This is a genomic window from Alloprevotella sp. (assembly GCF_057240785.1).
This window is the reverse complement of the sequence record NZ_DBHHRH010000030.1, coordinates 95,481-120,042: the sequence shown is the minus strand read 5'-3', so window position 1 is coordinate 120,042 and position 24,562 is coordinate 95,481. Positions and strand designations below refer to the sequence as shown.

The following is a 24,562-nucleotide window of genomic DNA, read 5'->3' as shown; positions in this document are numbered from 1 at the left end:
CTTAAAATTTAAAAAGGTCGTCAGTAGTGAGCAAACCTGTATGAGTAGCAGTGAATTCAGCAGCTAAGACGGCACCGAGCGCAAAACCTTTGCGACTGTGAGCATCGTGCGTAATGGTGATGCTATCTGCCTCGCTGTCGTAGGTGATGCTATGGATGCCAGGCACTTCATCACGGCGAATGGCATCGATGCGCAACTTGTCGGCTGCTACGTCCTTCGTGCCTTCCACTGTTCCATCAGCTTTATGAAATTCGCCCAGCACCCAATCGGTTTTGCGATCAAGGCGCGCCACAATATCTTCGGCCAACGTGATGGCAGTACCGCTGGGCGCATCGAGTTTATGGACATGGTGCACCTCTTCCATACTCACCCCATAGCCAGGATAAGCGTTCATGATACGAGCTAAATACTTATTGACAGCACTAAAGATGGCCACACCCAGCGAGAAGTTGGACGCCCAAAAGAGCGTATTGCCCTCGGCAATCAGCGCCTCAACCTCGTGGAGATGGTCTTTGCGCCAACCCGTAGAACCACTCACCACCTTCACACCCTGCGCAAAAGCTTTCTTATAATTGCCAAAAGCTGCAGTAGGATTGGTGAATTCGATGGCTACCTCGGCCGAACGGAAAGCGTCAGTATCAAAATCTTCGGGGTTATTGATATCGATGATAGAAACTATTTCGTGACCACGATTGCGAGCTATCTCTTCAATCATGTGTCCCATCTTGCCGTAACCAATCAAAGCAAATTTCATGTCTTCCTTATTTTATAATGCCACAAATATAATTATTTCTCAAATGATAGCGAAACATCGTCCAAGATAAGTAGCGGACAATGAATTGCTTTCGTCTTATTCGTCCACTTCTACTTTCATATCTTCTGGCCGCTTACCATCGTAGCGTCTCACCAAGGGGCGCACCTGCTCCATTAGGTTGAAGAGCTCGTCTTGTGTAGTGGCGCGAAGAATAGCTATGCGGGTGTCGCGAAAATTGGGGATTCCCTTGAAAATCGGACTTGCAGCCAGATGGCGACGAACATGGAGTATGCCGCGATATTCATCGATGCGGGCAATGCTCTGCCGCACCTGTTCTTTGAGCACATCGAGTTTCCAATCAGCGGACAAAGGAGCGTAGTCGCTCTCCAAAGCGTGTTCCAGCAGGTGTTCGCCAGAATGAACGGTGTCCACCATCTCTTTGAAAATCCAAGGCTGACCGAAGGTGGCACGTCCCACCATGACGGCATCAACGCCATAGTCTTCGAAAGCGCGACGGGCTTCTTCACCCGTACAAATATCGCCGTTACCAATAATGGGAATGTGCATACGGGGATTCCGTTTCACTTCTCCAATCAGCGACCAATCGGCATCACCTTTATACATCTGTGCGCGGGTTCGTCCATGAATAGTGAGGGCTTGAATACCGCAATCTTGCAACTGCTCCGCGAGGTCTACGATAATCTCATGTTCACTGTCCCAGCCCAGGCGTGTCTTTGCGGTTACAGGTATCTTCACGGCGTCCACCACGCGGCGAGTGATTTCTAACATCAGTGGAACGTTTTGCAAAAGGCCAGCGCCAGCGCCTTTCCCTGCTACGCGCTTCACGGGGCAACCGAAATTCATGTCGAGAACGTCGGGATGGGCCACTTCCTCAACGATTTTGGCAGCTTCGGCCATTGCATCGGGATTTTTCCCATAGATCTGGATGGCCGTAGGGCGTTCATCGTCGCTAATCTTTAGTTTCTCGAACGACCGCTTCACGCTGCGCACCAGCGCATCGGAGGCCACAAATTCCGAATAGACCATAGCTGCTCCCATGCGGTGACAAAGCAAGCGGAAGCCTGCATCCGTCACATCTTCCATCGGAGCGAGCAAAAGGGGGCGTTCGCCTAAATCTATCTTTCCTATTTTCATCCTATCGTGGGGGTATTGTTCTGAGGCTCACTCCTCTTCCACCAATAACTGAAGAGGAAAATGCCGGAGATTAACAGTACTGAACTAACGATTATCAAGGGATAAACTCCAACTATTTTCGTCAGGTCGTCGGCTTCCGATACTTGGAACAAGAGTACTGCCAATGTATTGTTCAGCACATGAGCAGCGGCCGACAAACGGATGTCGCCCGTTCGAGCATAAAGTATGCCCAAAGCGTAGCCCAAGAAGAAGGCGGGCACAGATTGTGCAAGATTCAGGTGAGCCACACTAAAGAGGGCAGCCGATATAATTATGGCCCATTTCATCGGCACTTTTGAAGCCACCAAATGGCGCTGAATGCCCTCGCGGAAAACAAACTCTTCGGCAATGGGGCCTATCAGCGTTAGCGACAGAAAGCAGATGGGATTATCTGCCATTCCTTGAAACATTTGCGTTGTCCCACCATCACTCAAATCAAGAGGAGAGAACACTCCGTTTACCCCAAAAACAACGAGGAAGAAGGCGACAATGCCCCAGCCCCAGCCATGTAAGGTTCCAGCGGGAGGAGTGGGGAGCAAATTGCGCCGCACTAAGCGGAAAGCCCACATTAGGACCATCATGATGAGATTACCACAAAACAAGGCAATGCCTACCCAACGCGCATCGCCCATCAAGGCATTCTTGTCTAAAGGCTGACCTGCCATCAGATTGTTCCAATTTCCAGCAACCAGAGCTACGGCACCAGCCAGCACCTGGACTATCAAATAAAGACCTATAATAATAGCAATCTTTGCCACACAGGATTGTTTTTCTGTCATTTTAGTATTTCTTTAGCAGCTTCTGCATCCTGCTGAAGCTGGAGTTTGAGTTCATTGAGAGAATCAAATTTCTGTTCGTTGCGCAAACGGCTTTCGAAACTCACCGTAAGGTATTTGTCGTAGAGATCTCCATCGTAGTCGAAGATATTAACTTCCACCGTGGTATCTTCTCCATTGTTCAGCGTGGGGCGCGAACCGATATTGAGCATTCCTTTATGTTGCTCACCGTCCCAATAGACATAAACGGCGTAAGCTCCGCGAGCGGGCAACAGCTTGTTGGGGTTGTCCACTTCTATGTTGGCTGTGGGGAATCCCAGTTCACGCCCTACACGATGCCCTTCCACCACTCGACCAGAAAGGGAATAGGATCTACCGAGACACGCACGAGCCATCTCCACATTTCCGCCTTCGAGGAAACGACGCACAGCACTCGAACTGACGTGTAAGTCGCGTCCTTCAAATTCTTTCGCCCGCACCACGTCGATTCCAAGTTCTTTGCCGTAGAGCTTGTACTGCTGAAAACCATTCTGCACATCAGAACCAAAATGATGGTCATAGCCAATAACCAGACACGTCACGCCCATCTTGTCGCGCAGATACAGTTCCATAAACTCACGACTGGTGCGCATGGCCATAAGTGGTGAGAAATCGAGCACCACGCAAACGTCTATGCCCGCCGCCTCAATGAGTTCGAGTTTTTCATCTAAAGTGGTGAGCAACAGTGGGCGATAGTCCGTTTCCACCACCGAGCGCGGATGTTCGGCAAAGGTCACCACCATTGATAGGCAGCCTCTGCGCGTGGCTTCCTCCTTCACTTGGTCGAGCAGGAAGCGATGACCACGGTGCATTCCGTCGAAAACGCCAATCGTCCCTACGGCATCTTGCAACGTCCGCAAGATGTAATTCTGTTTGCTGTGTTTGGTATATTCTCTTATAATGAGCATAATCGTTTATTTTTCTTTTTGCTTCGGCTTCTCAATGCTGTTGTAAGCGAGGTATAATCGGTCTACACATTGAGACTATTCTCCAATAAAAATTCCGTTTTCATCGAAGAATTTCAACCATTCTCCATCTTTCTTTGCCTCAACGGCTTGAAAGCCTAAGGCGCGAGCAGCAGCACAATTGACAGGAGAATCGTCGAAAAACAACACTTCACTGGGCGCAAAAGGTAGCCCGTTGCGCACTTTCTCAAAGATGAGCGGTGAGGGTTTCTCAACGCCGAGTTCGTAAGAAAGGAAGATTTCATCGAAGAAATCGTGTACTTCATGGCCGTTATATCGAAAATAACGCTCACGCCCCAACGCCCAATGCACGGGATTGGTATTGCTCAGCAAAGACAAGTGGTAGTGCTGCTTTGCTTTAAGAAGCAACTGCAGGCGATTCTCTGGAACGTCCACCAAGAACTGCTCCCAAGCGGCCACAATCGTTTCATCGGCCAGCTCAGGCTTTGCAAAAGTTGAGCGAATAGCACTGCAAAATTCGTGGGTATTGACCTGCCCTCTTTCAAAAGCTGACAAAATGCCCGATTGCTTATAAGTACCTATAAATGGGCGCATATTTATACCCAATTCATCGAAGGCTCGGAAACAGCGGTCCATATCGAGATCAACGAGCACTCCGCCGAAATCGAACAGCAGTGCGCGCACTTCTCGGGGGGTCACTTGCAGTTTTTCTCCCATGATAGTTGTATTTATTTGTTCTCTACGGGGCAAATGCGGTAGAGCTTATCGGAAGGACGGACTTTCTCGGGCACGGGCAGCGAAACATTTCTGCCTTTCTCACCAACTTCAACGGGGTCGAGGTCGTAACGGATTTCTTCCGCGGTGAAATAGAGTGCACCCGTGGTAGGTCCTGTGACGAGCAGTTTGTCGCCTTTGCGAATTTCGCCGGCTTCCAACTTAAACTCGGCCACGCCCAATTTGGAAAAATATTTCACGCCTTTACCAACATAGGCCTTCTTTTCTGTTGCCATCGAACCATAGCGATTGTTCCATTCGCCCATACGTTGGCCCAAATAGTAGCCATCCCAGAAACCGCGATTGAACACTGTGCTCAGACGCTTGTTCCACTCGTCCACTTTTTCCTTTGAGTAGGTGCCGTCGAGCACTGCATTGATAGCTTCACGATAGCACGATGCCACTTGCAGCACATACTCTGCCGGACGGGCACGCCCCTCAATCTTGAAAACACGGACTCCGGCTTCCATCATTTTATCGATGAAACCGATGGTATTCAAGTCCTTCGGACTCATGATATACTGATTGTCCACATCCAGTTCGACGCCTGTTTCACGATCCTTCACCGTATAGCCACGCCGACAAACTTGCATACACGCACCTCGGTTGGCAGAATGGTTGAGATTGTCAAGCGAAAGATAGCACTTACCGCTAACAGCCATACAAAGGGCACCGTGGCAGAACATCTCTATACGTATCTGTTTCCCACTGGGGCCGCAGATGTTCTGCTCCACAATCTGACGATGAATATCAGCCACTTGCTCAAGATTCAACTCACGGGCCAATACCACAACATCGGCAAATTGCGCGTAAAACTTGAGGGATTCGATATTAGTGATATTGAGCTGTGTGGAGAGATGCAGTTCCTGTCCAATCTGATGACAATAGGAAAGCACGGAAACATCGGAGGCTATAATCGCACTGATCTTTGCTTCCTTCGCTGCATCACAAATTTTGCGCATCAAGGTGAGGTCCTCACCATAGATAATTGTGTTCACCGTCAGGTACGACTTCACACCATGTTCTGCCGTGATTTGGGCAATTTCATGTAAGTCGTCGATGGTGAAATGATTGGCAGAATGAGCACGCATATTGAGCGACTCAATACCAAAATAAATAGAATTTGCACCTGCTTTTAAGGCTGCTGCCAAGGACTCTCGAGAGCCCACGGGTGCCATTATTTCATATTCTTCGTTCATAATACTATTTTAGGGAACAAAAGTACGACAAGCGGCCCGTAACACAAAAAACATTCTGTAAAATAGTGTTGTAAGTGGGCAGAAGTAGTCTCTCTGTGAAGTTTCTGAACCTACAAAAGACAATGATTCACAAGCAAAATGAGGAAAAAGGAATACTTTCTGACAAGAAAAAGGGGAAATTTCGCCATCTGCTAAAACTTCACTTTTCTTGCTTCCACCTCATCACTACATTGATACAAAAAACGGTGCACATCTGAAAAAGCCTTTACCAAGCAAAGTTTTACCATCCCTCTACTTTATTACATATCAACACATTATAAACAAGATTAAACTTCTAAAGCTTTTCCCAATCAGTCTCTATGAGAGAGGAATACAATACTTAAAAGGAAATCGTAAATATCCTTATTGCGTTTGAAAATACAATAAGGCTGTCAGCTGACATCCTTATTGCGTCAGCTGACACAATAAGGATATTTTTTGCCAGGTGCTTTATAAGGAAATCGCACATAAAACAGACCGTCCGCAATGCCTTTTCTGCGACATTGCGGACGGTAATAAGTCTTTATCGAGTAGGTACTCTCTGTTTTGTCCCTCTCATCTGATTGCTCACAGTCTTTTCCTATGCAAAATCTTCGCCCAACTGGATGCGAGCTTCTTTGGCCAAACGCTTGACAAGGCCTGGATCGTTGTTCGGACAAATAAGAAGGACGTTCCCTTTATCCGCTACCAAATATCCGTCCAAACCACAAACGATGGCGGCTTTCTGCGAAGGAACCATCACGAGATTGTTCTGACTATCGGAGAGTTCCACGTGTCCTCCACCTATCACAGCATTACCATCAACGTCTTTATCAACAACGTGGTAGAGTTCGGGCCAGCAACCAATATCTGCCCAGCCGAAACTGCATTCCATCACATAGACATTCTCACACTTATCCAAGATAACGAGGTCTATACTGCGGTGTAAGTTAGCAGGGTAGAGTTGCTGAACAAGATCCAGCTCACGTTCGGTTTTTATGCTGCCATTTTCCTGCAACAACTGCTCTTCCAGCACAGGCATCATCTCGTGTAGCAGTTTCCGGAATGTGCGAGCGTTCCACACGAAGAGACCTGTGTTCCAAAGAAACTCTCCACTCTGCACAAAAGTTTCAGCGTATTCCGCATCGGGTTTTTCCAAAAACGATTGAACTTTATAGAGCTTTTCCTCGATGGAATCGCCCATTTGGATATACCCGTAAGCCGTATTGGGCTGTGTAGCTTTCACGCCCAAAGCCAGAAATACGCTGTGGCTACTCGCGAAATCGAGTGCCGCCCGCATCTCCTTCTCAAAAAGGTTTTCGTTGAGAATCATCTGGTCGCAAGGCGTCACGAAAATAGTGGCATCGGGATCGCGCAGAATGATGTGATAAGCCGCCCAAGCTGTAGCGGGCGCAGTGGACAACTGCACCGGCTCGGCCAATATTCGCTCCACTGTCACCTCCGGCAACTGCTGCTCAACGAAAGGCACATATTCCTCGAAAGTGGATATATAAATATGGTCGGTAGGCACAATCCGTGCAATGCGGTCATACGTCTGTTGCAACAGAGTACGCCCCGCCCCAAAAAAGTCCAAAAACTGCTTCGGCATATTCTTACGACTGCTCGGCCAAAGGCGCTTGCCAAGCCCTCCAGCAAGAATCACGCAATAGTCATTGTGTTTTCCCATTTTTGTGTAAGTTTTATTGATACCGCTAAAATAGACCTATTTTCTATTCTTTGCAACTCCTTTGCCATTAAAAAAACAAAAAATGCCTCCCTGCCAATACCTTCCCCGCAACATCCCTCACTTTTCCCTCAACCTCACAACGAGCCTCACCGCCACCTTTCGCCCTTTTTTCGCCCACTTTATCCCCTCCACCCTCACATTTTTCTAATTTTATTTTGCCATTACTATACATTCCCCTATCTTTGCACCCGAATCAAGCCCAGATGGCGGAATCGGTAGACGCGATGGTCTCAAACACCATTGGAGCAATCCGTGCCGGTTCGACCCCGGCTCTGGGTACAGAGTAAAAAGCTAAGTAATTGAATACTCAATACTTAGCTTTTTCTTATTTTACAAATGTTCCCAATTTGTTCCCAATCAGTATTAATCAGCATTCCATAACTGATCAGGGAAAATTCTTTTTATAGACTCTATTTCCTTTGTCCCTCTCAAATAATCCAAAGCCCTATGTCTATAATCTCCCATATTAAAATATTTCTCTATTACAGAATGCAGCCCTTTATTATTATATAACATGATGGCCTTTTTATATTTTTTGTTAGCTATTACGTCATTTATATAAGATTCCCGTTCATTGAATAACTTGTTAATATCAACTTCTGACATAAAATTTTGAAAATTTTGTTCTACTTCTTCTTTCTTGTTACCAACCGAGATATGAGATGCTTTAAAATAAGCATTGATTGCTGATGAAACATATTGGGAAATTTGTGTTTGTTTATCTTGTTCGAACTTTTTTAAAATACGTGTCTCAATATCTTCTATATCACACTCTTCGTTTTTATACTTAGCAAATCCAGTGATAACATCAGGCAATAAGAAAAGGTTTTCTATTTCTGCAACACCATAAGAGAACACATTTTGTTGTTTTAATTTCTCAAGTTGATCTTCAGAATGAAAATCACGATCAATTATACCATAAGCCTTTGCTACAGTATTAGGTATTTTATTAAATGCTTTTGTAAAGTTTATTACGTCTTTGCATGTTTCTACAGGAGTTATTGTATAGTCTTCAAATAACAATTCAAAGATTTTTGAATCCAAACTATTTCTTTTACCCTCACAAAACAATATTTTCTTTCTACTGCCTAAGAGTTTCAATAATAATTCTTCAGGAATCACATTATCTTGAATCTCTTCAATATTCCATTTAGACGGATATTCAAATGAACGTATCCAACATTTCTTCGCGTCTCTACTTGCTGCAAATTGTAAATCGTGTGTTAAATATAGAAAAACACAATCTTGTCTTTCCCATTCCAGCTTATTCCATAGTTTGTCGACAATGGTTTTATGCAAATACATCTCTGGTTCATCAATTATTATGAGAGCCCTTTCTGGAGCTAATAAGACCCGCCCAACAAGATATAAAATAATACGTTCTCCATCGCTCATTTGAAAAGCAGGGTAACTACCATTGACACCATCGCCTGTTAGAACCAAATTGTTACTATCGTCACATTGCAAGGTTCTGTGTTCTATTAGAAAATTCCATATATTTATAACCACATCCAAGGCACTCTGTAATTGTTGCCTTGCTAGTTCTTCACCTCTTTCATAGGCATCACAGAACTTGTTTCGCTTAGCCATTCTTTCAGAGTATAACGTAGCTAAAACTTTTTTAAATTCCGAGCCATATTGTCGTGTTGTTTCCCAAGGAATATCATCTTCCTTAGAAGCATTAAAGGTTTGCTTATCATCTAATATTGTTCTTTGGTATTGATTATATGTTTCTGCAGTAGTGGCATAATTGGGGGTACTGCTAAATGTTGGTATGATGAGTAGTTTTTGAGCAGGAATAACGATGCCGTCTTTTACATTTAAGGATTTCTGTAACGTATTAGCTAAGGTTGTTTTACCACAACCATTAGCTCCTACAACCACGGTGTTTTCTTGTGCAAATCCTAAACTCTTGTAGAAGTGATAACTATCTATATTTGCTACTATTTGAGACAAAAAGAACTTATCAAGATTTTCAATCTTCTCTATCGTTTTATTTCTTATATTTTGTCTTATTACATCCATCATTGGAGAAAGAAAGTCAAAGCTATTTATTAGTATATTATCATAAGAAGATGGTATTACCTCCCCTTCTAGATCTTCATTGATTTCTTTCACCCACAAGATAGTGTTAAGAATGCTTTGAGCACACTTTACATCTGTATTTTGACACTGCTCTTGTATTGCGATTAACTCACTAACATTATTTTTAAGCATTTGCTCAAACTCGTTTATCTCCATAATGTTTTTATATCTTCGCTCTAATTAATGTTTAATTTGGAACAATATTGAACTATCTTTTTGACATAGATATTCTATCACTTACTGTACCAATAAGGATATTATACAGGCTGTCGAGCAGTTTTTCGTCTAAGCCAAAACACTTTAATATAGTTGCATCAAAATTACGCCTATCAGTAAGAGTTGCCTCTTTCATAACAGAATTAATTGTTCGGTTCTTAATTGGTCGAAAAGCGGAGATAATAGCATCAACTTTTTCCTTGTTTAATAAGCTTGGATTTAACATCTTGAGTTGTTTTAAGAAATCAGCATTTAAATCTAAAGCACCCAAATTACGTGAAGTACCACGCATTTCAAGTATTAGGAATGTTATAACAGAGTTGAGTAGGGCAGCAATCAGCTCTACATCATAACCTTCCTGCACCTGCATTGCGATCAAACGCTGATCAATAACAAATGGTTCTTTTGCAAAAGTAAAGAAGAAACGCTCATATGGGTTAATTGCAGTGATAATGTGTGCCCTTTTGGGATTCAGAGAATACCAATAAGGACGGTGTCCTGCGCATGCCTCTGATATTGTTTGGCTACCATTCTTATTAGGTGCGTTCACAAATTTATCAATCCATGATTTTGTCCCTTTGTCTATTGCATTTTCCTCATCTTGGCAGACGAATGCCCTAAACTTATAATTATCATCAAACTCTATCTGTTGAAGCTCTGATGATGATTTCACATACGGAACCAAATACTTTCTTCCAATATGTGATGGCTTTACATCCTTATCTTTAATGACGAACATAGGATTCCAACCTGTTCGCTCTCCTCTAAATACTTTTACTATGCTTGGATAATATTGAGTCAAACAATTTTCAAAGCTACCAAACAAGTTGGTAGAAAGAAAGAATTGTCCCCAATTAGTCTTGTTTTCAAGACTATCTAACAAACAGACCTTAGATGCCAAGCATACAGATAAACTTCCATCTTTACGCTTATACAAATCAGCAAAGAAGTTATCCTTCTCCCATAGCTCATTATGAGAATAACTGCAATTATCTATATCACTATAAAAATCTTCAATCTGCAGTATTTGTTCGTTCTTAGATTCTGCAACAAACAACTCACTCAACTTACGATTGAGTGTGATAAACTTCGTTGGTTTACAACTTTGCATCTTATCTAAGACAAAATAAATAGTGGACACTTGAGAATCCTTAAACCAGTGTTCAGCATTGCTTTTTACAACATATCGTATATGGAAGTTATCCAACAAGAACTTCTTGAATTGAAATCCATATTCCTTGCCTAGCCACGCATTAGATGTTATTGCTGACAAGCAACCATCAGGCTTGAGAAATTTATCAGCATTATAAATACAGTATGTAAAATAATCAGAACGCTCATTAATTTTGAATGTTTTGTCTTTCAAAAAAGCTTGCTGCCCACTCTGAAATTGTTCTCTAAAGAAAGCTGATAGTTTCTCATTGGGAATATCCTCCTGCTGTATGAACGGGAAATTACTTGCTATACCATCAAAAGTTGGTAGAGGTACATCAATATGCTTATTATGGTCATGCGAATCAGGAAAAACTACCTTTTCTCCAACTTCCAAATTAAAGAAATCATTACGCATAACACGAGGGAAGTTGTCTGTAGCCACTACATCTTGCTTATATAAGTTGACAACAGATAAAATTGCAGGGAAATGAGAAACATCATTACCCCATATCTGCCTTAGTAGTTTCTCATGATCTTTTGTTCCTAAAGCTTGTAAAATCTCATAAAAAGAGCTTAGGAAAGTACCTGTCCCACAAGTTGGGTCGAACAATACGTCCTTATTGGTCTTAATAACAGGGAAAGCCACAAGTTTTGCCAAGACTTCATTAGTAAAGTATTGTCCAAACTTCTGCTTCTCATCATCAGGCACAAGGTTTTCCAATATATGTCCAATAACTTCTGTTGGCAACACTTTGAAATCAAAAGTGGTCAGCACTTCCAATAGAGCATAAATTGCTTTATCGACCAAAACAGAATATTCTATACTATCTGTAAAATATGGTCTAAAGATAGCTTGATAATCTATCTTCTTTGCTTTGTCAAAATAGCTATTCAATAAATCTTTACTAGACTCATTTTCATCAAAAGTAATCGGTTCCAACTCTCCACTTAAGTTCTCGCAAAGCGTCAAATAGAAAATGGCCTTTCCTATCAAGTTGTAAAAAGTAAACTTTGCCAACACCTGTTCTGGTATGACATACTCCTTCTTTCTTGATGAAGATTCTAAAATCTTCAAAGTGGAACTTTCATAAATTTTCCATTTATTAAATTCATCTCTAAACGCACGATTACTACCCTTCTCCTGAATTATCGCCTCTTGAAATTGTGGAATAATGGTAGTAGATGCTTCTCGTACAGCAGAAATGATATTTTTAGAAATATCAAGCGCAGGTTTCAAAGCGCCATTACGGTACAAAGAATCTAAATCATGCAGGATTTCCTCTGTACGTTCTTTCAATAATGGTTCGTGCTGTGCAAACTTTACAGGATCAGCTAAATCCTCACGACTATTGATAGTTGAAACCTTTGGATAAACTTTTAACTTTGATAGCCCATCAAGTGTATATTCTTCATCGTTTATATGCCAAATGATAGCTTCAGCACCATTCCATGTAACAAAGGAATCAGAGTGTAGCTTATGCGCCTTTTCCAGCGCATTCTCCAACATAATGGTATCGTCAACGGCAGTATCTGGAAACTTCAATTCCCAGCCATTGAATATTACACCAGAAGTCTTATCAATGAAAAGAAGAATATCAGGAAATTTAGTTCTTCCCGATTTCATTTTTACACCTGTATCATTAGTTGCATCTTGAAAAATAGTAGTCTTTCTGTCAATAGCTGATTTTATCCAACTAATCAACTGTCCTGCCCAATCTCTCTCATTTCTCTTTATATCAAGTTTCACCATGACTGCTATTTAACTGCTGAAGCATATACTTTGTTATCAAATAAACCTTGTAGAACAGGCTGTTTTTCATCGTGCTGCCTTGCCGTAACCTCTGCAAGACGATCAGCACATACTTGGATGTAGTCTATTGCTTTGACCTTATGAAGCATTACATTCTGATTTTTTTCGATTCCGATATACTTTCTATGCTCCATTGCTGCCGCAACTAAGAAACTGCCACTACCACAAGCATTATCAAGAATAATATCCCCAGGATTAGAGAAAGTTCTTATTAAGTATCGTCCCAATTCAATGGGCTTTTGGGTAGGATGATACACTGGTCCTTCTGACTCTGCCGTTTTAACATACAAAAAGTCTTCTATTGGCAATTCATTATCGTCCATAAACAGAACGTCATTTGGATAGCGCATGCCATTACTTTGAACATGCTGTGGCTTAAAATCTCCATAACTTCCTGTATATTGATTTTTACGAATACCCTTATCATAACTCTCTCCCTTTGTCATTTGAGGATTATATGTGGGTTGCTGTTTATAAAACACACAAATATCTTCATGTTTTCGCAAAGGCTGTTTCTTGGCATTTAAGAAATTCGTTGATTTTGATTTTATCCAAACTATTTTATATTTGAACCAATCCTCATTGCTTAAAATCAGTTTTGCAGTAAAAAGACCTTGTGCTGTCAGGACAATAGCACCATTATCTTTTATTATACGCATATATTGTTGCCAAAGCTTATTTAAGTCAATAACAGAATCCCACTTATTTTGTGTTGTACCATAGGGTAAATCACACAAAATCATATCTACAGATTTGTCTGGAATATTAGGCATAACTTTCAGACAATCATCTTCAATAACCTTATTAATAAAATCTTGAATATTATTTTCCATATTCACGTATATTTTCTGCAACCATATTTATTACTCCATCAGCACAATCTTCTTCTGCTAAAACATCATAGACCTTATCTGCAAGCCATAATTGCAAAAGTTCTTTTTCGTTTGTGCCAAGCAACTTTGCCAATAAAATGACTTGCTCTCTTTTGGCTTTTCTCTCCCCTCTTTCAATACGGCTATACATAGGAGTATCTATCTCCAATGCAGAAGCCAATTGCCTTTGAAGTAATTGCTTCTTTTCTCTTAATTCTTTCAATTTATCAGCAAACAGCATATTTGTCAATAGTTGATTTGTCTTTATTTGGCAAATATACTGTTTTCATATGAAATAAACAAATTATTCTCACTTTTTTACTCATTATTATATTGTAAAAATATAAATACTCCTCTCTGTGATTGTAGAAGAGTAACATACTACTCAAAATAGAATTAGATACTACTCCTTTAATATAACGTGAGTTCGACGAATTCAGAACAATGCAAGCTGTGTATCAATAGTCCTTTGTACATTGATACACGGCTTCTTTGGAAACAGACAATAGGCAGCAATTGCCCCTAATAAGTTGACGATGAAATTGTCAAAGCATCTATGTCTGGAGTGCTCCACTTGTGCAATGTTCTTAAGTTCATCATTCACCGTTTCTATAATGGCTCTTTTTCTGAGTAAAAGTCTGTCTGAAACGCTCATTAAAGCTCCTTTCATGTTACTTTTCAATTTGGTAATAAGTTGTATTCCGTCAACGAAAAGCCTTTGAAAGAGGTTCTTACTGATGTACCCCTTGTCACCGACCAGCTTACCATGTATAAACTCTACAAAAGCTTGATACTCCAAAGGTTTACGGTCATCAATATCTCCCGGCGTTATCATAAAGTTGAGAAGCTCTCCTTTCTCATTACAAATCAAATGCAATTTGAAACCGAAGAACCACCCCATAGAGCATTTTCCTCTTTGGGCTATGCCTTTGAAAACTTTGTGAATATGTATTCTTTGGTTTTTGCAGACACGCAGTGGTGTGCTGTCAACGAAGTTTATGCTCGTGCATTTTCCCAAGAGGACCTTCTTGATAAACAAGGTTAAGGGTATGACTACCTCCCTTTCCAATTCTACTAAACGGTTATAAGAAACAACTTTAGGAAACAGATGGCGAAGATGCTTACATACTTTTTCAAGATAGAAATGTTTAAAGCAGCGATAACCGGAAGTGTGGAAAAGAATCATTATCAGCATGACTTCTGCCTTTGACATTGTAGAACTTCGATGATATTTTCTTTTTCCAGTAGGTTTTAGCGTATATTTTGCTGTTATAGCATCAAATAACTTGCAGAAGTCGTCTGCCATACAAAAGATTTCTGTAATTTTGTTCTCGGTGATCATAGCGATTTTTTGTTTGTAACTGTTTGTATATTAGTTCTTTAAAGTTACAACAAATTTCGCTAATCACCAAATTTATAGACACTTATAATTCGTCGAACTCACGTTAAATAAAGAAAGATGAAGATAGTAGGAAGATTTATTGTGCTGATATTCGTGGCTTTTGCAATGATTTTCTCGTTAATATTCTGCTTCGACTCATCAGATACACTCACAAATATTGAGTTGATAGGTGGATGGATTCTCTTTTGGGGAATCGTTCTCTATGGGTTAAAGAAAATGCGAATACTGTGAGAAAAGGACAAACGGAGATCTGAAGAAAAACTTATAAAATCAAGCAACAGAACTGTGGGAGTTGGTGTATCTTTGCTTGTATAAAACGAAAGAAAGAATAATGAAGTACGATAATTCTGGAGTGCGGCGACAGGATAGGTTGCTGGATGAAGAGAGTGCGCTGGAGTTGCTCAAGGATGCTGACTTCGGATTTTTGGCGATGCAGGCTGAAGATGGCGGTGGGTATGGCGTTCCGCTCAACTATGTTTATGACGAAAGTGAGGATGTGGTGTATCTGCACTGTGCGCCAGAGGGGCGGAAATTGAGATGTATAGAGCGGGAACCGCGCGTGACGTATACGATCATCGGGAAGGACTGCCACGTTGTGTCCAATAAGTTTACGGAGGCTTACAGGAGTCTTGTGCTGACGTGTAGGGCGGAGATTGTGAAGGATGAAGAGCGGAGGCGGCAAGCTATGCGGCTTTTCGTGGATAAGCTCAGCCCGAACGACAGGATTGTGGGTTATAAATACATAGAAAAGAGCCTTCACCGTACGGCTATCATCTGCCTGCACGTGGAACACTTTACGGGAAAAACGAAGCGCGTTACGGCGCAAACGCCTATTATCAGTAAGGGAGATTGAAGATTAGAGTTTTCGGAGTACTCGACAAGGATTGCCGGCGGCAACAACGCCGGCGGGAATATCGCGCGAAACAACACTGCCTGCACCTATGACAGAATTGTCGCCAATGATGACGCCCGGAAGCACACAAACCTGCGCTCCAATCCATACATTATTGCCCACACGGATGGACTCGGCACGCTCTTCGCCACGATTGCGCTGCTCAACATCGAAGGGATGAATCGCTGTATGAAAACCACACATAGGACCGACGAAAACATTATTGCCGAAAGTTACATGCCCGCCATCGAGGATTTGGCAACCTTTGTTCATAAAAAAATGATGACCTACGCTGATATTCACGCCATAATCGCAAAGGAAAGGTTGGAGAATGCAGCACTCCTCGCCCACCTGCCCCAGAATCTGACGGATGAGCGCATCGCGCCCCTCGCTATCGGACGGGTGGAGGCGGTTGTAATCGTAGAGCAAAGCTTGCGTACGCTTCATTTGCTGCCGGAGTTCGGGATCGGCAGCGGGATTATACCACTGCCCCGATAATGCTTTTTCTCGATCTGTCATCATTCCGCAAAGATACATAAAATATAGAAAAAGTTCGAGGCTCTCGGTATTCGCATACGGAGAGCCTCTAGATGGTATTATTAAAACTTTACAAAATTTACTGTACTTGAGATTCGCATCTGAAGAGACAGCGGAGATGATAAATACTATAATAGATGAGTGTTATTATCATGATCCTCGGAAGGAGAGTCTTTTGCTCTCTTTTCCTTATTGTTGACGCAAAGATATAGGTTAAATCCAAAACTACCAAGCGTCTGCTCAATTATTTCTCAAGATTTACCTATATTTTTGTAAAGTCTATGCATCAATATTGGCATATGTAGCATTTCGCTCAATAAACTCGCGACGAGGCCCAACATCTTCACCCATGAGCATGGAGAAGGTGAAATCGGCGTTGGTAGCGTTTTCGAGCGTTACTTGCTTGAGAAGGCGCGTTTCGGGGTTCATGGTGGTTTCCCAGAGTTGACTGGGATTCATTTCACCCAAACCTTTGTAGCGCTGCGTCACGATATTGTCTTCTGATCCTTCACCGTAGTCTTTGATAAACTGCAAGCGTGCTTGTTCATTATAGCAATATTCTTCGTGGTTTCCCTTCTTACTTTTGCAACGATAGAGGGGCGGCATGGCAATGTAAAGATAACCGTCCTCAATGAGTTGTGGCATATAGCGATAGAAGAGAGTCATGATGAGCGTTGCGATGTGCTGACCATCGACATCGGCATCGGCCATGATGATAACCTTGTGATAGCGCAATTTCTCGATATTGGCTTCTTTACTTTCACCGTCCAGACCGAAGCGAACGCCCATGGCCTGAATGATATTATTAACCTCATCGCTCTCGAAAGCTTTGTGCCACATGGCTTTCTCTACGTTGAGAATCTTACCACGGAGCGGCAGAATGGCTTGCGTGCGACGACTGCGTCCCTGCTTGGCAGAACCACCTGCAGAGTCACCCTCGACAAGGAAAAGTTCGCATTCTGCAGCATCTTTGCTAGAGCAGTCGGCCAACTTACCTGGTAAACCGCCACCCGTGAGCGGACTCTTGCGCTGCACACTCTCGCGTGCCTTTCGCGCAGCGATGCGGGCTGTTGCTGCCAGAATCACTTTGTCGACAATGAGCTTTGCCTCCTTAGGATGTTCCTCCAAATAATTGGTGAAAGCCTCACCCACTGCTTGATTGACGGCACCTGTCACTTCACTGTTGCCAAGACGCGTCTTAGTTTGCCCCTCAAACTGAGGTTCGGCCACTTTGACACTGATGACAGCAGTGAGACCCTCGCGGAAGTCTTCGCCACTGATTTCGATTTTAGCTTTCTCTATCTGCTTTGCTGCTGTCTGTTCAGCGTAGTTTTTAAGCACACGCGTGAGCGCTTGGCGGAAACCTGTCAGGTGAGTACCACCTTCTATCGTATTGATATTGTTGACATAGGAATGGATATTTTCAGAATATCCTGTGTTGTACATCACAGCCACATCGATGGGCAAGCCATTTTTGTTGGTTGAGATATGGATGACATCATCGAAGAGATGTGAGCGACTGCTGTCCAGATAGCGAACAAACTCCGGCAGACCTTGCTCACTGAAGAACTCTTGCTGGCGGATGTTTCCTTCATCGTCCTTGCGGAGATCGGTCAGCGTGATTTTTAAGCCTGCATTGAGGTAGGCCAACTCACGCATACGGTTGGAAAGAGTATCGTAGTTGTAAGTCGTGGTAGAGAACACCGTATCATCCGGCCAGAACTGCTGGCGAGTACCTCTCAGTTCGGTTTCACCCACCACCTTTACACTGTAGAGTGGTTTTCCTTTTTCGTATTCCTGCTGGTAGATTTTACCATCACGGAACACTTGCGACTTCATGTGAGTGGAGAGAGCGTTAACGCAGCTCACACCAACACCGTGAAGACCGCCACTGACTTTATAGGAACCTTTGTCGAACTTACCACCGGCATGGAGCACGGTCATAACAACCTCGAGGGCAGAACGATGCTCTTTGGGGTGCATATCTACGGGAATACCGCGACCATTATCTTGCACAACGATAGAATTATCCTCACAAATTGTTACTTCAATGTGAGTACAATAGCCAGCAAGGGCTTCGTCGATAGAGTTGTCCACCGTTTCGTAAACCAGATGGTGTAAGCCTCGTTCACCTGTATCACCAATGTACATGGCAGGGCGCTTGCGTACCGCTTCCAAACCTTCAAGAACTTGGATATTGGAGGCGGAATAATTGGAGCCGTTCTGTTCGATTTCTTCCATATATTATGCTTTGTTTTTATCTTGTCTCATATAGGTTACAAATATACGATTTTTCCTAAGTAACGACAAAGGTTTAAGGGTAAAAAGGAGGATACTGCTCTACTAAGAATTACACGTCTCTATGCCTCGATGCTTTGGGAGCGTAGATACAATAAAGATGTCGGCTGACAGCCTTATTGTATCAGCTGACGCAATAAGGCTACCAGTCAGCTTCCTTATAGTATTTTAAGGCACAACAGACGCGTTTTTTAACGGCTTTGAAGCAGTATGTATACATTCAAAGGGGATGTGAGAAAAGACGCTTAGAATAAAGAAAGGGACAGTCTTCAGTGAGTGGATTCATACAGACACAAAAAAGGGCTGCCTCCTTTTGTCGGAGACAGCCCTTGAGAATTATTGAAGAAATGATTTGATTACTTTACCAAAACCTTCTTACCGTTGATGATATAGAGGCCAGACTTCACGTTCTGTACGCGACGACCCTGGAGGTCGTAAACAACGTTAGCCTTGTTGCCTTCCACTACGAGGCCGATACCCGTTGAGAGGTTCTCATTGAGAAGCTCCTGAGCAGTAACATTGTTGGGCAGAGCCACCTGGAGGTCGCCAGCTTCAGTAGTCATTGCCAAGCCAGAGAAGTAACCGCTGTTAGCGCCTACATTTCTCATGTATTCGGGGTTAGAAGCACGTACGGGAGAGAGAGTTGCAGAGTAGAAGTTCAGAGAAGTGAACTTAGTGATCTTCGTACCATCTACAGTACCAATCATACCGTTGTTAGTCTTACCTTCGAAAGCGAATGTCGGTTGACCGCCAGTGAGCGTTACACCTACGTTAACTTCATTTTCGTTAGCATCAGCTACATAGTAAACAGGAGTACCTGCGGGGATTGTGCCAGAGATTTCCTGGAATGCAAGAACAGTGTCAGTGCCAGTAGCGTGGAGACCCAAGAATGAGTATGCCTTACCATTACCATAGAAGCCATCGATATCGAACGGCATAGTGATGATTTGACCCTTACCCTTAGTAACAGCTACGAAAGTACCGTCAGTGCTGAGAGCAGATTCAGCCATAGTGAATGCACCATTGTTCAAACCTGCCTTGATATCACCGTTGTAAGCTACGATACGACCAGCAGCACCAGTGTTGAGATACTTGTCAGTACCCACCTTGATGTTCATTGCGCCAGAGTTAACATCGTAAGCAGAAGAGAGCTGGATGTCGCGAGCAGTGTCAGAGAGGGTAACATTTGCGTTCAACTGGTTCTGGAGATCCATGTAGCGACCAGTACCCATATTCTTCAGACGTACAGTCTGGTTAGCAGCATCAACGCTTTCAACAAGCCAATTGTAACCATAGTGATCGTCTACCTTCACAGAGTCAGCGCCAGACTGGTTAGGAGCCATATAGCGAATACCAGTACCGAAGCCATTGTTCACAGCGTAAACAGGAGCGTTAGCGGCACGACCGTCAGCAGTGCTGCTTGTTGCAGTGCGGATAGTGTAGATCTTACCAGCTGTTGGGAGAACCATCTTAGCTTCGAGTGTCTTCTTAGCTTCAGCCAACTTAGCTTGAGCTGCCTGAAGTTCAGCAACTGTCCAGTCGTTTGCATTAGGCTTGTTGTTTGCGAGAGTAGAAACCTCGTCTACAACAGTCTGAGCAGCTGTCTTAGCGCTTGTGGGGAAGAAACCAACAGAAGGAGTATCAGAGAACGGAAGCTTAGTGAGCTGAGTCTTCAGTGCGTTGAGCAGAGATCTAACAGTAGAAGGATCGGGCAGAGCAGCCTTCACCTTGTCGTAAGCCTGAGTCAGAGCGTCGATAGTAGCTTGCGTAGCAGCCTTATTGTTCAACTCGCGACGAGCGTCAGCAAGAGCAGTTTCGAATGCTGCAACATCAGCTGCAGGCACCTGAGAAATTGTAGAGCGAGCTGCGTCGAGCTGTGCGTTGTTGTAGACACGGAACTCACCAATGTGGAAGAACTTGAAGCCATTGAGCTGCTGATTACCCGTTGAGTTGAGGCAGACAATGCGGAAGAACTTATAAGGTTGAGAGAGAGTTGGAGCAACCATAGCTGCGCCATTCTTCAGCGTGTCGCTACCGATAATAGCATTCTGCGTGTAGTTAACACCATAGAGGCCTTCGTCAGCCCAAGTACCAGTTGTATCGTTAGTTGCGAGCAAGCGGAAGAGCTGGAGGTCGTTCACGCCATTTGCGTTGTAACGCTTAGCAAACTGGAAGAGAGGTTTCTGAACAGCATCGTTGAGGTTCACCTGCAGATAGTGGTTCTCACGGATAGCGCCCTGCCATGCAGAGTGGAAATACCAGTTGTTACCAGAAGCACCCTTAGGACCTGCAACGTTGTCGATAAGACCTTCGAAAGAACCTTCGTTGCCTTGCTTAGCATTAGAAGAGAACTGAGCTGCGTCAGTAACAAGACCAGCTTCGTCGAAAGTTACATAACCTTCTGCTGTTCTGTTGGGAACATCACAAGTATAAACGCGGCACTCTGAATTGAGAACAGACGCCTTTTCATAGACACCGTTAAGAGCCACATTGAGCTTGTTCTGAGCCACCTGGCTTACAAGAGCTGTAATCTCAGATTCGGGAACCGGAGTGAATACGAAAGCATCACCTGGATCGTTCTTTTGGTTCCACTGAGAGATGAAGCCCTGGCTTGTGTATGTATTCCAAAGACCATCGCTCTCCGTCTTACCAATATTGAATGTATTGCTGCTGAATGTACTCTTAGATACAGTCCAAGCGAACTGATCAGAAGAAGTTGCATAAGCTGTATTAGCACCCGTATACTTCACATAGTTGCTTGTACCGAAGTTCTTGATATAGAACTTACCTTCCTCACCTGTTGGGATGAACTGGAAGATGTAAGCAACATCGTTAACAGTAGCGGGAGATTCATGAGTCACACCGCTCTTGATCATCAGTTTAGAACCATTGTCGTAAGCATGGCTTGCTGTAGCACGGCTATCGTTCAGATAGTAGTAACCAGCAGTTACTGGGTTCGTATTCTTCAGAGCTTCAGCAGTAGATTTGAGGTTCTGAACGAGAGTTTCAGCCTCAGCATCCGTCAGAGCAGGGTTAGCCTGAGCTGCAACAGCAGCCTGGAATGCAGCCTTAGCAGCATCCAATGTTGCTTGAGAGATCTGACCAGGGAGAGTACCTACAGAATACTGATCCGTAGTGGGCTCGCCATTGGGATAGAACATATTGATGGCATTGCCGATATATTCTGCACCATGAGCTTCAGACACAGAGAAGATGAGCCATTCTGTACCACCCGTCCAAGGAGCGAGGTAAGGATGTACGTGCTCAGCCTCGATGTAAGTAGCTGTCAGGTTGTTGTTGTTCAGGTATGTGTAAGTTGAAGCAAACACAAAACCACCTTCAACAAACTTACCAGTCACCTTCTTACGGAAGTCGGTACTGTTTTGTTCAGCAGCCATTGCTGTGAAGACAAGAGCATCAGAAGGATTAGAAGTGTAAGGAATCCATGCACCACCCTTATCCTGAGTGTCCATACCACCATCAAGGATTACATTCTGAATGTACTTGCCGGTAGATACTTGCTTGAAGCGATAGGTGGGCTCACCATTCACTTCTTCGCCCGTGGGTTCGAAAATGACGAGGCTCTCGTCGCCCACTTGGGCGGTCAGATCCGCATCGCCATTCCAATACTTGCTATGCCCAACATTCTGGATAACAACCTTGCTACCATCTGTCGGGATTGCCGACAGCTGTTCGCCAAGACTGTACTTCTGGGCATACGCATTTACTCCTATCAGAGATAGAAGTAATAATGAAAAAAGGTAAGAAATCTTCTTCATTACGTAACAGTTTTTTGAGTTTAACAATTTATTTAAGTCTCTATTTGTAATCTTGATATACAAAATGCAGCAAAATGCGTATCCTGAAGATACTCTTCTTTCGCATAAGACGGACAAATATAATACGTTTCTTAAAACATACCAACTTTTTGCAAAGTTTTAACTACTTGAAATGACAAGAGCACTATACAAAAGAGAAGCTAAAAGCAGAAAAATCCAACAGAAATACGTAATTTCGCAGATAAAAGAAAAATAATGAACAACGAAGAATACTTACGCAACAAGGCATTGGCTGGTGATGCTGAAGCACAAAGAGAACTGGGCAATCGCTATCGCGAGTTTGATCTCATGATTACTCCTGCTGAGGGAGAAGACCGCTTTGAGCCCACGCTGAAAGAAGCCATTTACTTCCTATCCTTGGCTGCTAAACAAGGACTCGTCGAGGCACAAGTGGACTTAGCTAACATGCTTTCGCTCGAACTCCCCACACAAGCCAACTACGCAACGGCACTCACTTGGTACGAGCGTGCGGCGAAGAAAGGCAACCTCAGCGCGCTGATTCGCCTCGGGATGATGGCCGAACAAGGACAGGGACAACCGCGCAACTATCCGCTGGCGGCTAAATACTACGAGCGGGCGGCAGACAAGGGACACGCGTTGGGAATGTTCAATCTCGCCCTGCTCTATCGCTCGGGGCGCGGTGTGGAGGCTTCGCCCAAGAAAGCTATCAAATATTTCAAAAAAGCTTCCGATAAAGGCGATCTCTACGCGCCTTATTATATAGGAGAGATGCTCGAATTTGAAAAACCTGATGAAGCGCGCACTTGGTACGATATGGCCGCCTCCCGAGGATTGCTCGAGGCAGAACTCAAAATCGGGCAGCTCCTCCATCGCCAAGGTCACAACCAGGAAGCTCTCCCTCACCTCCGCCATGCGGTCAAACTGGGTGGTGCCGCTGCCCGACAAGCTTTGACTATCTTAGAAGAAATTGGCTTCGAACAATAGACAACGTTTCTCTTGGCATCTGCGCTATAGGGTTAAAAAACAGGAAAAATTTGGTATGTCTGAATTAAAAGCCTACCTTTGCCAACAGAAACGAAAAATAACATACAGGATGTAAAGGATTCTCACTTGTCTAAAGCGAGAGTTCTTTTGTTTTTGTACTATTGTTGAACAACTAATAACAACAAATAACAATGGCTTACATGACCCAAGAGGGCTACGATAAGATTGTAGCTCAGATTCGTCACATGGAACGAATCGACCGCCCCGCAGCCTCTGCAGCGATTGCAGAAGCGCGCGACAAAGGCGATCTGAGTGAGAATAGCGAATACGATGCTGCAAAAGAAGCTCAAGCTATGCTCGAAATGAAGATTAACCAACTAAAGGAAACTATTGCACACGCAAAGATCATTGACACCAGCAAGCTCAGCAACGAGACTGTGCAGATTCTCTCTACCGTGGAAATGAAAAACGTGAAGAACGGTATGACGATGAAGTACACCATCGTGAGCGAAAGCGAGGCCAACCTGCGCGAAGGTAAAATCAGCAGTCGCACACCGATTGCTCAAGGATTGCTCGGCCACAAAGTGGGCGACATTGTTGAGGTAAAAATTCCACAAGGCATCATCCAACTCGAAATCATAAAGATCTCTATTGCCTAATTGCTTAATCCGCAAATCCCCCACAAGCGGCGAACGCACGATATCTCCATCGGAGACAACTGCGCTCGCCGCTTTTTTATACACTGCTTTCTCGAGAGCAACTCAGACGAGCAGAGGTGAGTGCAGTGCATCGCATTGCAAGCGTGGAGGGAATATCTCCTCTCTCTCGTCCAAGAAAAACGCAGTTTTTGTTGTCACATTGTCACGCAGGAGAGAAAGCGTTGATAAACAATAGCTTTAATTGAGTGACAACATTTTTTGTTGTCACACTGTTGTCACGCCCATAATCTTCCTACTCAATGTGTGACAACAGAAAAAAGAAAGTCTGATACAAACGGAGCTATAAGAAGAAGAATCTAAGCATTTTTATCTACAAAAGAAGGCTGTCACCGATGCAGGAGAGCATCAAAATGACAGCCTTAAAT

General features: G+C 43.5%; 18 protein-coding genes and 1 tRNA gene. 4 read left to right on the top strand and 15 right to left on the bottom strand.

Annotated elements, in window-relative coordinates:
• Nucleotide 1: 1 nt before the first annotated feature.
• The 7 genes from dapB to ACO4R2_RS06725 all read right to left on the bottom strand — a co-directional run bounded on the left by dapB (nucleotide 2) and on the right by ACO4R2_RS06725 (nucleotide 7,367).
• The gene (gene dapB, locus ACO4R2_RS06755) at nucleotides 2-754 is read right to left on the bottom strand and encodes a 4-hydroxy-tetrahydrodipicolinate reductase (protein WP_484769658.1); all 753 of its coding nucleotides are present in this window, start codon (nucleotides 752-754) and stop codon (nucleotides 2-4) included.
• A 96-nt stretch (nucleotides 755-850) separates the two neighbouring features.
• Nucleotides 851-1,909 carry a tRNA dihydrouridine synthase DusB gene (gene dusB / locus ACO4R2_RS06750; protein WP_484769657.1) on the bottom strand — a complete coding sequence of 353 codons (1,059 nt, stop codon included), beginning with the start codon at nucleotides 1,907-1,909 and terminating at the stop codon, nucleotides 851-853.
• On the bottom strand, nucleotides 1,906-2,727 hold the full coding sequence (locus tag ACO4R2_RS06745; protein WP_484769656.1) for a CPBP family intramembrane glutamic endopeptidase: 822 nt from the start codon (nucleotides 2,725-2,727) through the stop codon (nucleotides 1,906-1,908). The genes dusB and ACO4R2_RS06745 overlap by 4 nt, the downstream gene beginning before the upstream one ends.
• The gene (gene ribF / locus ACO4R2_RS06740; protein ID WP_484769655.1) at nucleotides 2,724-3,671 is read right to left on the bottom strand and encodes a riboflavin biosynthesis protein RibF; all 948 of its coding nucleotides are present in this window, start codon (nucleotides 3,669-3,671) and stop codon (nucleotides 2,724-2,726) included. Before ribF ends, ACO4R2_RS06745 begins: the two co-directional genes overlap by 4 nt.
• Nucleotides 3,672-3,746: 75 nt before the next feature.
• Nucleotides 3,747-4,406 carry an HAD family hydrolase gene (locus ACO4R2_RS06735; RefSeq protein WP_484769654.1) on the bottom strand — a complete coding sequence of 220 codons (660 nt, stop codon included), beginning with the start codon at nucleotides 4,404-4,406 and terminating at the stop codon, nucleotides 3,747-3,749.
• An 11-nt stretch (nucleotides 4,407-4,417) separates the two neighbouring features.
• Complete coding sequence (locus ACO4R2_RS06730; RefSeq protein ID WP_484769653.1) at nucleotides 4,418-5,662, bottom strand: peptidase U32 family protein; 1,245 nt, start codon at nucleotides 5,660-5,662, stop codon at nucleotides 4,418-4,420.
• 619 nt (nucleotides 5,663-6,281) lie between these two features.
• On the bottom strand, nucleotides 6,282-7,367 hold the full coding sequence (locus ACO4R2_RS06725; RefSeq protein WP_484769652.1) for a mannose-1-phosphate guanylyltransferase: 1,086 nt from the start codon (nucleotides 7,365-7,367) through the stop codon (nucleotides 6,282-6,284).
• 257 nt (nucleotides 7,368-7,624) lie between these two features.
• Between ACO4R2_RS06725 and ACO4R2_RS06720 the strand changes: the two genes are divergently transcribed.
• Nucleotides 7,625-7,706: transfer RNA gene (locus tag ACO4R2_RS06720), tRNA-Leu, on the top strand.
• An 84-nt stretch (nucleotides 7,707-7,790) separates the two neighbouring features.
• On the opposite strand, the gene ACO4R2_RS06715 is transcribed toward ACO4R2_RS06720, so the two are convergent.
• The 5 genes from ACO4R2_RS06715 to ACO4R2_RS06695 all read right to left on the bottom strand — a co-directional run bounded on the left by ACO4R2_RS06715 (nucleotide 7,791) and on the right by ACO4R2_RS06695 (nucleotide 14,907).
• Complete coding sequence (locus ACO4R2_RS06715; RefSeq protein WP_484769651.1) at nucleotides 7,791-9,668, bottom strand: AAA family ATPase; 1,878 nt, start codon at nucleotides 9,666-9,668, stop codon at nucleotides 7,791-7,793.
• 52 nt (nucleotides 9,669-9,720) lie between these two features.
• Entirely contained in the window at nucleotides 9,721-12,633 is a 2,913-nt protein-coding gene (locus ACO4R2_RS06710; protein ID WP_484769650.1) for an N-6 DNA methylase, read from the bottom strand.
• A gap of 5 nt (nucleotides 12,634-12,638) precedes the next feature.
• Nucleotides 12,639-13,526 carry a DNA-methyltransferase gene (locus ACO4R2_RS06705; RefSeq protein ID WP_484769649.1) on the bottom strand — a complete coding sequence of 296 codons (888 nt, stop codon included), beginning with the start codon at nucleotides 13,524-13,526 and terminating at the stop codon, nucleotides 12,639-12,641.
• A complete protein-coding gene (locus tag ACO4R2_RS06700; protein ID WP_118866103.1) occupies nucleotides 13,516-13,806 on the bottom strand; it encodes a helix-turn-helix domain-containing protein in 291 nt (96 codons plus the stop codon). The genes ACO4R2_RS06705 and ACO4R2_RS06700 overlap by 11 nt, the downstream gene beginning before the upstream one ends.
• Nucleotides 13,807-14,001: 195 nt before the next feature.
• Entirely contained in the window at nucleotides 14,002-14,907 is a 906-nt protein-coding gene (locus ACO4R2_RS06695) for an IS982 family transposase (protein WP_484769648.1), read from the bottom strand.
• A 391-nt stretch (nucleotides 14,908-15,298) separates the two neighbouring features.
• Between ACO4R2_RS06695 and ACO4R2_RS06690 the strand changes: the two genes are divergently transcribed.
• Nucleotides 15,299-15,820: a pyridoxamine 5'-phosphate oxidase family protein gene (locus tag ACO4R2_RS06690; RefSeq protein WP_484769647.1), complete on the top strand. Its 522-nt coding sequence runs from the start codon at nucleotides 15,299-15,301 to the stop codon at nucleotides 15,818-15,820.
• 3 nt (nucleotides 15,821-15,823) lie between these two features.
• On the opposite strand, the gene ACO4R2_RS06685 is transcribed toward ACO4R2_RS06690, so the two are convergent.
• From ACO4R2_RS06685 to ACO4R2_RS06675, 3 genes are all read right to left on the bottom strand, one after another.
• A complete protein-coding gene (locus tag ACO4R2_RS06685; RefSeq protein ID WP_311489866.1) occupies nucleotides 15,824-16,381 on the bottom strand; it encodes a maltose acetyltransferase domain-containing protein in 558 nt (185 codons plus the stop codon).
• A gap of 294 nt (nucleotides 16,382-16,675) precedes the next feature.
• A complete protein-coding gene (gyrB, locus tag ACO4R2_RS06680) occupies nucleotides 16,676-18,637 on the bottom strand; it encodes a DNA topoisomerase (ATP-hydrolyzing) subunit B (RefSeq protein ID WP_311489865.1) in 1,962 nt (653 codons plus the stop codon).
• 413 nt (nucleotides 18,638-19,050) lie between these two features.
• Nucleotides 19,051-22,473, bottom strand: coding sequence for a hypothetical protein (locus ACO4R2_RS06675; RefSeq protein ID WP_484769646.1), 3,423 nt, complete (start codon nucleotides 22,471-22,473; stop codon nucleotides 19,051-19,053).
• Nucleotides 22,474-22,728: 255 nt separating this feature from the next.
• Here ACO4R2_RS06675 and ACO4R2_RS06670 point away from each other — a divergent pair, with 255 nt between their 5' ends.
• On the top strand, nucleotides 22,729-23,478 hold the full coding sequence (locus tag ACO4R2_RS06670) for a tetratricopeptide repeat protein (protein ID WP_484769645.1): 750 nt from the start codon (nucleotides 22,729-22,731) through the stop codon (nucleotides 23,476-23,478).
• 191 nt (nucleotides 23,479-23,669) lie between these two features.
• Complete coding sequence (greA, locus tag ACO4R2_RS06665; RefSeq protein ID WP_311489862.1) at nucleotides 23,670-24,137, top strand: transcription elongation factor GreA; 468 nt, start codon at nucleotides 23,670-23,672, stop codon at nucleotides 24,135-24,137.
• The last annotated feature ends 425 nt before the right edge of the window (nucleotides 24,138-24,562 follow it).